13 protein-coding genes are annotated in these 12,852 nt (G+C 45.9%); all 13 read left to right on the top strand.

The genetic code is table 11. The annotated features are described in order from the left end of the window. Positions 1-255: 255 nt before the first annotated feature. The 13 genes from GT589_RS06900 to GT589_RS06960 all read left to right on the top strand — a co-directional run bounded on the left by GT589_RS06900 (position 256) and on the right by GT589_RS06960 (position 12,814). Entirely contained in the window at positions 256-441 is a 186-nt protein-coding gene (locus GT589_RS06900) for a carbon storage regulator (RefSeq protein ID WP_293397957.1), read from the top strand. Between the two features lie 99 nt (positions 442-540). Next, positions 541-2,022, top strand: a complete 1,482-nt coding sequence (locus GT589_RS06905) for a flagellin N-terminal helical domain-containing protein (protein WP_330582882.1) — start codon at positions 541-543, stop codon at positions 2,020-2,022. A 345-nt stretch (positions 2,023-2,367) separates the two neighbouring features. Beyond that, positions 2,368-2,730 carry a flagellar protein FlaG gene (locus GT589_RS06910; protein WP_293397958.1) on the top strand — a complete coding sequence of 121 codons (363 nt, stop codon included), beginning with the start codon at positions 2,368-2,370 and terminating at the stop codon, positions 2,728-2,730. A 145-nt stretch (positions 2,731-2,875) separates the two neighbouring features. Beyond that, positions 2,876-3,055 (top strand): YjfB family protein, encoded by a 180-nt coding sequence (locus GT589_RS06915; RefSeq protein WP_293397959.1) that lies wholly within the window; start codon positions 2,876-2,878, stop codon positions 3,053-3,055. A 235-nt stretch (positions 3,056-3,290) separates the two neighbouring features. Continuing rightward, entirely contained in the window at positions 3,291-3,680 is a 390-nt protein-coding gene (locus GT589_RS06920) for a GntR family transcriptional regulator (protein WP_293397960.1), read from the top strand. Beyond that, on the top strand, positions 3,673-4,572 hold the full coding sequence (locus tag GT589_RS06925) for an ABC transporter ATP-binding protein (RefSeq protein WP_293397961.1): 900 nt from the start codon (positions 3,673-3,675) through the stop codon (positions 4,570-4,572). The genes GT589_RS06920 and GT589_RS06925 overlap by 8 nt, the downstream gene beginning before the upstream one ends. Next, positions 4,547-6,526 (top strand): DUF6449 domain-containing protein, encoded by a 1,980-nt coding sequence (locus tag GT589_RS06930; protein ID WP_293397962.1) that lies wholly within the window; start codon positions 4,547-4,549, stop codon positions 6,524-6,526. Before GT589_RS06925 ends, GT589_RS06930 begins: the two co-directional genes overlap by 26 nt. Positions 6,527-6,761: 235 nt before the next feature. Beyond that, entirely contained in the window at positions 6,762-7,511 is a 750-nt protein-coding gene (locus GT589_RS06935) for an ATP-binding cassette domain-containing protein (protein ID WP_293397963.1), read from the top strand. Position 7,512: 1 nt separating this feature from the next. Continuing rightward, entirely contained in the window at positions 7,513-8,478 is a 966-nt protein-coding gene (locus tag GT589_RS06940) for an ABC transporter permease (protein ID WP_293397964.1), read from the top strand. Continuing rightward, entirely contained in the window at positions 8,475-9,536 is a 1,062-nt protein-coding gene (locus tag GT589_RS06945; RefSeq protein WP_293397965.1) for a uroporphyrinogen decarboxylase family protein, read from the top strand. The genes GT589_RS06940 and GT589_RS06945 overlap by 4 nt, the downstream gene beginning before the upstream one ends. A gap of 3 nt (positions 9,537-9,539) precedes the next feature. Continuing rightward, positions 9,540-10,691 (top strand): double-cubane-cluster-containing anaerobic reductase, encoded by a 1,152-nt coding sequence (locus GT589_RS06950; RefSeq protein WP_293397966.1) that lies wholly within the window; start codon positions 9,540-9,542, stop codon positions 10,689-10,691. 32 nt (positions 10,692-10,723) lie between these two features. Further along, positions 10,724-11,662, top strand: a complete 939-nt coding sequence (locus GT589_RS06955) for a carbohydrate kinase family protein (protein WP_293397967.1) — start codon at positions 10,724-10,726, stop codon at positions 11,660-11,662. Positions 11,663-11,740: 78 nt separating this feature from the next. Further along, the gene (locus GT589_RS06960; protein ID WP_293397968.1) at positions 11,741-12,814 is read left to right on the top strand and encodes a sugar ABC transporter substrate-binding protein; all 1,074 of its coding nucleotides are present in this window, start codon (positions 11,741-11,743) and stop codon (positions 12,812-12,814) included. Positions 12,815-12,852 lie beyond the last annotated feature (38 nt).

Here is a 12,852-nt window from a genome sequence, read left to right on the forward strand (position 1 = left end):
CTTCGCGAAGGAGTTCAAGCACGATTGCGGCTTTCTCCTCAGGGGTCCAGTTTCTTCTCATTCTGCTCATATTCTTATTTTATCTTATTTTTTAGAATCTGTGTCCAATGCTATGTGTACATTTTAAAGTAATGGGAATGAGTAGTAATATATTAATTGTGTTGGTGCATACAACCATTTATGGCAGGCGTAATCCAATTGCGTAAATATTGATAAATAATTAACAAAACATATAATATTCAGGAGGGAACCGAAATGTTAGTTTTAGGCAGGAAGCCAGGAGAATATGTAATGATTGGAGACCATATAAAGGTGCAGGTGGTCAAGAGTGAAAATGGAAATTTGAGACTTGCAATAGATGCTCCAAGGGAGTATCCGATTACGCGTGGGGAGATATACGAAGAGAGCCTTGAAAAGAAACAGGCTATGGCTTGCGTGTAACATATTATATCAATGCATTATGACATATGTAAAAACCATAAAACATACAATATTACATAATATAATTTACTCAAGGAAGAGTTGATTAGTCCGATTCAAATGGATTTTGAATGGACATATCAGCTTTTTTTTATTTTCGTTATCACGCCGCAAGGCTTGATATATATCAATTGCGGGAAAGGAAGCCCGCAAAACAAAAACAGGGAGGTAGTAGTAACAATGATAATCAACCACAATATGAACGCAATGAATGCTCACAGAAATATGATGGGTAACACTGCAGCAGCAGGAAAATCAATGGAGAAACTTTCTTCTGGCTTAAGAATTAATAAGGCTGGAGACGATGCAGCAGGTCTTGCTATATCCGAAAAGATGAGAGGACAAATAAGAGGGCTTGACCAAGCATCAAGAAATGGACAAGACGCTATATCTATGGTTCAAACAGGTGAAGGTGCATTAAATGAAACTCACTCAATTCTTCAAAGAATGAGAGAGTTAGCAGTACAAGCATCAAATGATACTAATACTGCAGATGACCGTTCACAAATACAAAAAGAAGTTAACCAACTAACTGAAGAAATTAACAGAATAGGTAACAACACAGAATTTAATACAAAAAAATTATTAAATGGCGATGCTAAGGGTGCAGGTACTTCTGGAGCAGTACAAGAAAGTGTAAAATTTGATTTAACAGGTATTGTTGCAGGTGCAACTGGTAACACTAAATTAACGATAGGTGGAACTGAATATACAATATCATATGATGCGACAGTGGCAAATAATAATGATGGTAGTGCAGATGTAGTTAATGCTGGTACTAAAACTATCAAGCTTGCTACAATGACTTCTGATCCAAATGAATTAGGAGATCGTTTAAAAGCTGCATTCGAAACTATGCGTGGAGCAGATCCATCTTTATCAATAGCTGAGTTTGATTTCACTAGTGATGGTGGTGAAGGACTTACAATTACAGCTAGAGTTGGTGGAAGTTTTGATGGTCAAGCAGGAGATGGGCAGATTAAATTTAAGAGTGGAACAAATCCTACAACAACTCAAGTAGCTGAAGGCTCAAATGGAACAAATGGTACGTTAACATTCCAAGTTGGAGCAAATAACGACCAACAAGTATCATTATCTGTTAATGATATGAGAGCAGTTGCATTAGGAATTGCAAGCACTAGTGCGGGAGCTGACGCGGATGCCGGTGCTGGTGATGCTGCATTTGCATCTGGAGCAGATAATCAAATAACTAAAGATGTTACAAGTGGAACTGAGTATGCTCTAGATTTATCAAGTGCAGCTAAGGCTACTGATGCAGTTAAAGTTATTGATGAGGCTATAAAATCAGTTTCAACAGAACGTTCAAAACTTGGTGCATTCCAAAATAGATTAGAGCACACAATAGCTAACCTTGGAACAGCTTCTGAAAACTTAACAGCAGCTGAATCAAGAGTTAGAGACGTAGACATGGCTAAAGAAATGATGCAGTTCTCAAAGAATAACATCCTTAGCCAAGCTGCTCAAGCTATGCTGGCTCAAGCAAATCAACAACCTCAAGGAGTTCTTCAGCTTCTAAGATAATTTAAGTGACGTGCCTGACACGAGCTTACGAACTTATGGGAGAATCAGTCTTCGGACTGGTTCTTCTTTTTATCTGGATAACTATTCGTTAAAACTATATTCAGAGAATAGTGCGCTTGGTTTAAAAATAGCTGAGCCTGCCAAGAGCGTATGAACTTATTGGAGAATAAGTATTTGGACATTGTTTTTGGCATATTGCAGTGAATTTGATGTTGACACAACTAAAATCAAAATCATATGATATTATTGCATTTGAATTAGAGATTGGTTATATGGGTATACTTTAAAAACGGTAATTCCTTTATGCTGTTGCTCGAATAAATTATCAAAGGAGAGTGAATGCTGATGTCAACTATTAACCTAGGCACTGTCTCAGGGCACTCATACCCTACGGTGGAAATCAAGTCCCTGCCAGAAATAAAAACTCCGGCCGTGCAAGAAATTGAGCAGCAGAGCAAGGCGCAGGGAAGGAAAGAAATCGGAGAGAGGGCCCATGAGGCGGCGCTGCAGCATCTGGCAAAGCTTCTCCATCACAAGGACATACAGGTTTCAACATACATGGATACACGCTCGGGTCTCAAGAATACCGTCATTACAGACGGGGAAACGGGCAGGACAATTGCGGAGCTTCCTCCGGCAGCAGTAATAGAGATTACCGAGAAGGCCAGAGAAAAACACATCGGCTGGATAGTCGATGTCATGACTTAAAGCTCTGGTGACTAAAAATAGCAAAGCCTGACAAGGGCTTATGAACATATTCGAATACTTGACACCAATGGAAGAAACCGTGATGAACTCTAGGAAGGATAACATGATATAATAGATTTAATAAGAAAAATGCGGAGGCGAGAATATGGACATAGCAGCACTGTCAATAGTTATGAACCAGTCAAAGGTACAGCAGGATGCGGGGATTGCGGTAATGAAGATGGCAATGGATGCAGGAAAGGAAACTGCAGCCAAAATTACAGATATGATAGAGACTGTGGCTGTGGATCCCAACAGGGGCAGGCACATCGACATAAAGGGTTAGCAATGAGCCTTATGGCATCGCAGGTCAGGTCGCTTGATTAGGAAAGCAGAGTAACAGAATACGGGAAGATACTTTAGTTAGCACTGATGGCTGAAAAACAGCTGTAGTGCTATTTTTATTTTTTGGCTGGAAATATTTCTTGTAAAGGGCTTTACAAAAATGGAAACAGAGGATATACTAACTGTAACAACTGTACTAATTATAATAATACAGTTAATGCGAAAGAGGTGAATAAATGTTTGAGCTTGATTTGAGAAGCCGCGTCCCGATATACGAGCAGCTTGTGGAGAAGCTAAAGAAGCTTATAATAAGCGACATGTTAAGAGAAAACGAGCAGCTGCCGGCAGTGAGGACTCTGGCTAAGGAGCTGACTATAAATCCGAACACAATACAAAAGGCTTACAGGGAGCTTGAGCGGCAGGGGTACATATACTCCATTCCAGGCAAGGGAAGCTTCGTGAGCGAATCTAAAAGCGGGGTGAATATTGAAAAGATGAACGAGCTGAAGGCAGAGCTGGAAAAGATAGTGTCGGAGCTTATATTCATGGGAACCGACAAGGGGGAGCTTATAGAGCTCATAGAAAATGTCGGAGATAACGGAAAAAGGGGTGAGGGAGATGATTAGGGCTCAAGGCGTTTCGAAATCGTACCATGACGTGCTGGCACTCAGCGGCGTCAATCTAGATGTCAGAAGAGGAAGCATATACGGCCTTATAGGCTCTAACGGCGCGGGCAAGACTACTCTCCTTAAGATACTCTCGGGTATATACAGACAGGACAAGGGCAGATTGGAGATAGACGCCCAGGAGGTGTTCGAAAACGAGGGCCTAAAGCAGAGGGTGATTTTCATACCGGACAGCCCGTATTTCCTGCCCCAGCACACAATAGACGGCATGGCGGAGTTCTACAGGGGAGTATATGAAAACTTCAGCGACGAGCGCTATGAGAAGCTTAAGGAAGTTTTCCAGATAGACACGGGCAAGAAGATAGAGTCGCTCTCAAAGGGAATGCAAAGGCAGGTGGCATTCTGGCTGGCGCTTTCCATGATGCCGGACCTTCTGGTGCTCGACGAGCCCCTTGACGGGCTGGATCCGGTGGTAAGGCAGAGGGTCAAGAATCTGCTTATACAGGATGTGGCTCAAAGGGACATGAGTGTAGTCATATCCTCCCACAACCTGAGGGAGCTTGAGGACATATGCGACTCAATTGGCATACTCCACAGGGGTGAGATGGTGGCGCAAAAGGATATAGACGACTTCAAGTCGGACGTGCACAAGATACAGGTCGCCTTCAGGGATATGGTAGGGCCGAGGCTCTACGAGGGTATGGACGTGCTCTATCGGGAAGAGCGTGGGAGTGTCAGCATGCTCATAGTAAAGGGCAGAAAGGCAGAGGTGATTTCGAGATTCAGGGAGCTTCAGCCTGTGATACTCGACATATTGCCTCTGACTCTCGAGGAGATATTCATATACGAAATGGGGGATATAGGATATGCGATTAAAGACGTCTTTATTTAGCAGGGCCGTATTCTTAAACGACATTAAAAGGTTCACCTGGGCCTTCATAGGGTATTTTGTAATGCTCTCCCTTGCAGTGCCTATACAGCTTATAATGAAGGCCGGCTATCTGGAAGAAATCGGGTCCTTTACAGTAGCTGACAACCCGTTGGCTATGATATTCAGATTCAGGAGTTTTGACATGATGCTCATGGCGGTGGTGCCGATTCTTGCGGGGGTGTTCCTGTTCAGGTACATGCAGTCAAAACGGAGCGCGGACATGTACCACTCGCTTCCGGTTTGCAGGGATGCTGTGTTCAACTCGAAGCTGGCCGTGGGGGCATTGCTTTGCTCGCTGCCTGTGGTTGCAACCGGCATAATATGCATGGCCATAAGAAGCTACATAGGGCTGCAGGAGTACTTTACGCTAAATGCTGTGCTCAACTGGATGTACATAAGCGTGCTCTTCAACATGACGCTGCTCCTTGCAAGCGTGCTTGTGGGAATGACTACGGGAATATCGGTGATGCAGGGCGCGCTGACGTACATATACCTGTTCCTTCCCATCGGCCTGAGCACGCTCGTTATACTGAACATAGAGCCATTCATGCACGGCTTCAGCGCGGACTACTACATGACGCAGAAAATGATGTATTTTTCTCCGCTTGCAAGGATGGCAGAGCTAAGTTCGAAATTCACACTGAAACCAATGGAGATAGGAGGTTATGTAGCGGCGTGCATAGTAATGGCAGCGGCTGCAGTAATGCTCTACAGGATAAGAAAGACCGAGTCCTACTCCAGGGCGGTTGCGTTTGACGTGTTCGAGCCGGTATTCAAATACGGAGTTACGTTCTGTTCCATGCTGCTTGGAGGCACTTTCTTCGGGCAGACGGGCGACAGCATGGGCTGGATGGTGTTCGGCTATGCTGCAGGCTCCGTAATAGGCTATGTGGTCGTGCAGATGATACTCAAAAAATCATTCTCAATACTGGATTATAAAACATTTATAGGCTATGTGGGTTTTGTGGCTGCAGCAGTGCTGGTCTTTGGAGTGCTCAAGCTGGACGTAATGGGATTTGAAAAAAGTATACCGCAGGCAGATGAAGTGGACAGGGTATACATGGGGTACGGCATATATTCGTATATCGATGGCTATGATGAAGCGTCTTTTTACACAAGCGCCGAAAACATAAAAAATGTGATAGCAATGCACAAGAAGATGGCGGGTGATGAGCGAGCTTTTGAGAGCAGGAATTCCGATAAGAACTCAGCGAGAATAAGCATAGCATATGAGCTTGAAGGCGGCAAAAGGCTTGTGAGGGATTACAACGTGCAGCTTGATGAGTACAGGGATTTTCTAAAGCCTATATACGAGTCCATGGAGTACAAGAGGGCCAACTATGGAATACTCAAGGTGTCTCCGGAGAATGTGGAAAAGATAACGCTAAGCCCCAATCAAAGCAGCAGGGTAAATGGCGTTTCCATAGTGGACCCGTCGGAGATAAGGGAGTTCATGGAGATTGCAGGAGGGGACATAAAGGACGCTACCTATGATGAGCTCGAGAATACAAGGGGCTGCACATCAAGCGTAAATATTATGCTGTCTAACAACAAGACTCTTTATTTCACATACAACAAAAGCTTCGACAAGACCAGAAACTGGCTGGAGCAGAAGGGATACCTCAGGGGAGCGGTCATAATGCCTGAGGACGTAAGCTATATTGTGGTGGAAAAGAGAAGCAACTCCGATGCTTACACTATTGAAGACAATGAAGCGAAGGGCGGCAAGGCCATAAAGAGATTCGAAACCAGGGATAAGCAGCAGATAGCCGAGTGCCTTGATACGTTCGCTGACGGATACAAGAGTGACAATCAGTATATAATAGGGGTGTATACAGAAAGAATAGAGGAAGGATTCTACGGGACTTTCGATGAAGAATCTGTTCCGGATTTCGTCCAGAGCTACTTCAAGTAATAAATAAAATAAGTTTCAGGGGGACAAAGAATCCAAGGTTCGGTTTGCAATGCATACAAAGATTAAAAGGCTCTTGCGGCTAGATTTTAAGTCGCAGGAGCCTTTTTGCGCAGACGACATAAAATTTGTCTATATATTACAAAAAATGAATAAATTATTTCGATTTCATATTTTTATTCATAATAAGTATAATTTGTAATTGTAAAATGAAATTTACTGCAGTGAGGTCAATGACATGGCGGACAGAAAAAAGCACATATTGGGAGTTGAAAATCTGAGCAAATCATTCGGACATGTTAGGGCAATTGAAAATGTGTCCGTTGATTTTTACGCAGGGGAGATTACTGCGATTGTTGGCGACAACGGCGCAGGAAAGTCCACGCTAATTAAGATGCTCTCGGGAGCCGAAAGGCCTGACAGAGGAAAAATATGCATAAATAAGGTGGAACACAACTTCTTCACGCCATCAGAGGCTATAGAGAATGGGATAGCGACTGTATATCAGGACCTTGGGCTTGTGAACTGCATGGACATAAGCTCGAATATTTTCCTTGGTCTGGAGCCGCTTAGAAAAGGCATATTTGTGGACAAGGCCAGGATGAAAAGGGAAAGTCGAGAGCTAATAGAAAAGCTCAGGATTGGAATATCTGACATGGACCTGCTTGCAGGAAACTTATCCGGGGGCCAAAGGCAGGCTCTTGCCATAGGCAGGGCTATAAAGCAGGGCGGCAGGATACTAATACTTGATGAGCCGACCGCAGCCATGGGGGTTAAGGAGACACAGCAGGTGATAGAGCTGCTTTTAAACCTTAAAACCCAGGGCTACACAATAATAATAATAACTCACAACATGCAACAGGTTTTTTCGCTGTCCGACAGGGTTGTTGTGATGAGGCAGGGAAGAGTTGCTGGAGACCTTTCTACAGGGGAGTCCTCGCACAACGAGGTTGTGGGACTAATAACCGGCATGGAAGGGGTAAGCTGAGATGACTTTGACTGACAAAATAAGAAAAGTGAATATAGAGCCAGGCAGCAGCTTTCACCAGCTGCTTTTGATGGTAGTGCTTGTTGCAGCCGTGGCTGGTCTTAGCATATCGTCGCCGTTTTTCCTCAAGTGGGACAACATGAGGAATATTCTGGACCAGAGTGTAATAAACATAATAATAGGAGCAGGCATGACTTATGTGATAAGCAGCGGCGGGATAGACCTTTCCGTAGGGGCGGCAGCTGCTGTATGCGGCGTCATAATTGCCCTGCTGCTAAAGGCGGGACTGCCCGTATTCCCTGCGGCGGCAGCGGGGCTGCTTGCAGGAGCGCTTCTTGGCGGTGCGAATGGACTCATGGTCTCAAGGCTCAAGGTAAATCCTTTCATAGTTACTCTGGCCTCCATGTCTGTATTCAGGGGGCTGACGCTGATACTCACAAAGAGCATACCCATATACAGCTTTCCCACTGAATTCACATGGCTTGGAAGCGGCAGCGTAATAGGCATGCCTGTGCCTGTTATAATTACGCTTGCAGTGGTTGCGCTAGCGTGGACCACGATAAGGAGAACTAGGCTGGGGTATTACACGATGGCCATAGGAGGCAACGAGGAGGCCCTTAGGAGAACGGGCGTAAGCGTGGATTATTACAAGACTGCCATATACATGATTTCAGGTTTCACGGCGGCGCTTGCGGGGCTCATTGTCACAGCCAGGTTAAACAGCGCAGACCCGCTGGCAGGGTATATGTACGAGCTTGACGCCATAGCCACGGTCATACTTGGAGGAACGAGCATAAAAGGCGGTCATGGAAGCATGGCGGGCACGGTTATAGCAGGGCTTTTCCTTTCGGTTGTAAGAAACGGCCTTACAATAAACGGAATAGCATCCTACTGTCAACAGCTTCTAGTTGGGCTGATAATACTCTTTGCGGTTGTGATTTCTGAAAGAAGCGGAAGAAGACTATGAAGCTAGAGTGGAACAGAGACGAGATGACACCGCTGCAAAGAGCAAGTGCCATTTCCAAGGGTATGGCCTATGACAGGCTCCAGGCAAAGCCCTCAATAGGCGAGCAGCCTGCAAGGGTTCTGGGGATAAGCATAGAGGACTATCTGGGCGATCCAAGGCTAATGGCGCTTGCGCAGACAAAGGGATTCATGCTGTATGGCCAGGACGGCGTGGGAGTTGGTCCGGACCAGTTTGCATTGCCGGAGGCCATGGGGGCCAGGCTCGTATATTTCCGGAATGATATACCCCAGATGGGAGAGCCGATAATTAAAAATCATGGAGATTTAGATATGCTGGAGCCGCCGGACCCGGCAAGGGACGGCAGACTGCCGGTTTTCATCGAGGCGCTTGAAATTATAAGGGATAGGATAGGTCATATTGTGGGGGTTGGCAGCGGCATAGGAGGACCATTCACAGCGGCTGCATTTTTGAGGGGCACAGGTCAGCTGCTCCGGGACATGAGAAAGAGCCCCGAGCTTGTCCACGGCCTGCTTGAGATAACAACTACAGGAGTAATAGCCTACATGGAGGAGTGTTGGAGAAGAGGCTTTGGCTGTGGAATAGGCGAGCCGCTCGCATCAGGCACTGTGATAAGCGAAAGGGACTTTGTAGAGTTTGTTAAACCCTGTCTTTTTAGAATAGGCGAGTGGAGCAGGAAGAATTACGGCAAGGGTTACTCACTGCACATATGCGGCGACACGAGGAGAATATGGAATCACATGGCGGATGCAGGGGCATCAAGCATAAGCCTGGACAATATGGTAGACCTTGCGGATGCAAGAGAAGCCATAGGAAGCAGGGTATCGCTAGGCGGAAACGTACCGCCGGTTGACATCATGCTCCGCGGCGGCAGGGAAGATATATACCAGGCGGTGAAAGACTGCATATCAAAGGCGGGAGACAATCCCAAAGGGTATGTCGTGGGAACTGGCTGCAGAGTGCCTCTTGGCACGTCGAAGGAAAACGTAATTCATTTCATGGATGCGGTAAGGCTGCATGGCAGCTTTAAAAAGGAGTAGGCTATGGAACAGGACTTGTTTGAATCGTTTAGGGAAATGAAGGAAAAAAATATGATGCTTCTAAAGGAGGCCAAGGAGAGAGGCCAGAAAGTGGTGGGGCTATACTGCACATACGGCCCCCGGGAGCTTGTGCTGGCTGCGGGAGCCATAGGCGTTGGACTTTGCGGTACGCGAGAGGAGCCAATAGCAGATGCTGAAAAGCACCTGCCGAGAAACCTGTGCCCGCTTATCAAATCCTCCTATGGCTATGCCGTGACAGACGCATGTCCGTACTTTTACTTTTCGGATATGGTCATAGGTGAAACAACTTGTGACGGCAAAAAGAAGATGTTCGAACTGATGAAGGAATTCAAGAAGGTTCATGTGATGAATATGCCCCAGAATCAGGAATCGCAGTCTTCTCTTGAGCTGATGTACGCAGAGATGAAACGCCTGAAGGTCGCACTTGAAGAGTATCTTGAAACGAGCATAAGCGACGAAGATTTAAGAAGGGCAATACACACTGTAAACGAGGAAAAGAAGGCTCTAAAGAGGCTCTATGACCTCAACAGGGCAAAGCCGGCGTTTATATCGGGAATGGAGCTGCTGAGGGTATCCTGGCAGATAGGCTTTCACAGCGACAGAGAGGAGCGCGTCAGGCTAATACACAAGCTCTGCGGCGATATTCTATCGGAGGCGGCAAAAGGAAAGCACGCTGTATCCGAAGATGCGCCGAGGATACTCCTTACCGGAACTCCCGTAGGCATTGGCAGTGAAAAGGTGGTTGCAATAGTCGAAGAAAGCGGAGGGACTGTAGTCAACATGGAAAGCTGCGGCGGCTACAAGACACTTGGTTTTTACATTGACGAGAATGACACTAGGGATCCGCTGCTCCTTCTGGCTGAGAAATATCTAAAGATACCATGCTCCATAATGTCACCAAACGATGGGCGCTTGGAGCTAATCAAGGAAATAGTCAAGGAATTCAGCATAGACGGCATAATAGACCTTACGTGGCAGGGCTGCCACACGTACAACATAGAATCGAATCATGTGGCAAGGCTTGCTAAAGATAAGCTGGGCTTACCTTTTTTACACCTGGAGACGGACTATTCACAAAATGATGCAGAGATGCTGAGGGTACGCATAGGCGCATTCCTTGAAATGATGGGTTAGCTATACATTCAAAAGAGAAAGAGGGGGTTTTCATGAGTGTTGAGATATTAGGTCTTGGTGCGTCGGCCATGGATATAGTAATGCAGTGCGAGAATCTGCCAAAGGAGGATGGTTTTTCATTCATACACTGTGAAAAGCTTATGCCGGGTGGAAGCTGCGCAAATGTTCTCGTAACGCTAAGCAACATGGATATCAGAACGTCACTTGTGGCACAGCTTGGCGATGACCACTACGGAGGGCTTTTTCTCGAAGACATAAAGCTCAGCGGAGTGGAGACTGAGTACGTTAAAGTAAAGCAGGGCGGTGAATCGCTGCATACATTTATAACGGTAGATAAAAAAGGAGATAAGGCCATATATTGCAATTTGGGCGACAGCCTGCTGGAGCTTGGGGCGGACGATGTGGGCAGTGAAATGCTAAAAGGCATAAAACTTTTCTACACTGATATGTTCCCTGTAAAGCCGGCTATAAAGCTGGCAAGGCTGTGCAAGGAGGAGGGCATCCCAGTAGCAGTCAACCTGCAGTGTGCGCCTTCTTTCATGTCATTATGCAATGCAAGCAGTCAGGAGCTTGAGGAGATGTTCTCTCTGGCAGACGTGATATTTGCATGCAGGGAGGGCCTTTTGGAGCTGGCAGGGAGCGATGACTACCTCAGCGCCGGAAACAGCATATACGATAAGTACAGGCCAAAGTACGGGTTGGTATTTACTTTAGGAGAAAATGGAGCGCTTGTTTTTGGAGAGGAAGGATTAGCTGAGATTCCAGCAATTGATATTGAGGCGGTAGATACTACAGGCGCCGGGGACTCTTTCATAGGAGGCTTCATATATGCGTTTTTTATTAGCAAAATGACTGCTGCAGATTCGGCAAGATTTGCAAACGCCTGCGCAGCAATAAAGTGCACACAGCGAGGACCAAGGCTAAAGGCTTCAAAAGAGGACATACTTGAAGTGTTAAGCAGGGAAGCTTAAATTTGTTATGCATTGATTAATGCAAGTGAGCTGTTCCTGTATAATAAAAAATCAAACTACATTAGGAGGCTTTAATCGATGAAAAATGCAAAAAGACTAATCGCAGCTTTTTTGGCAGCAACAATGATGTTTTCGATGGCAGGCTGCTCAGCAAAGCAGGAAGCAAAGACAGCCGAACCAAAGAGTACTACGCAGGAGACACAAAAGAATTCTGCTTTTGCAGATGCGGAAAAGAAGCTTGAGGAAGCTCTAGCTCCACTGCCTGCAAAAGACAGCAAGGCAAAGCTTGCGGCTTTGGAGATAACTCTTGCAAATCCTTTCTGGGTGACAATGAAAGAAGGATACGAGTCTGCAGCAGCTGAATATGGAGTTACAATAGATGTGCTTGCAGCTCCGAAGGAAGACGACGTGAACTCTCAGCTTGAAACGCTGAAAACGCTACTTAGCAAAGATTACAACGCAATAGCTATATCGGCTATAACTCCATTCAACCTTGTTCCTGGAGTAGCTGAGGCGACAAAAAAAGGAATACCTGTGGTAGCGGTAGGAACATCTGTAGATGCAGAGGAAGCCAAAAAAGTAAACGCAAAGATAGAAGCCTTCATAACATCCGACTTTGAAGAGCAGGGCAAGATGGGCGCTGAATTCATAGCAGAAAAGATAGGCTCTGGAAAGGTTGCAATAATCGAAGGGCTTCCTGGAGCTGCTCAAGGTGAAGCTAGAAAGAGCGGCGCGCAAAAGGGCTTTGAAGGCAAGGACGGCATAGAAGTGGTTTCGGTTCAGCCAGGCAACTGGGACCGCAAAACTGCATACGATATAACTACGAACCTGCTTCAGGCCAACCCTGATTTGAAGGGAATATTCTGTGCAAATGACATGATGGCCCTTGGCGCTGTTGAAGCTCTTAAGGCTGCGAACAAGAAAGACCAGGTCGTTGTGGTAGGCGTTGACTTCATAGAAGAGGCGAAGGCTTCGATAGCAAAGGGCGAACTTGACGCAACAGTTGCTATGTCGCCATATCTTTTCGGTAAGGGCGGTTTGATAATTGCGCTTAAGGTTCTGGAGGGGCAGACGATAGACAAGGACATCTACTGGACTCCGCTTGGACTTGTAACAAAGGACAATGTTGACAGCTTCGAAGGCTGGAAATAGAAAACTTTCAGGGCAGCATTCACATAGGGTGCTGCTCG

Source organism: Peptoclostridium sp., from assembly GCF_009881055.1.
In the GTDB taxonomy this organism is placed as follows: domain Bacteria; phylum Bacillota; class Clostridia; order Peptostreptococcales; family Peptostreptococcaceae; genus Peptoclostridium_A.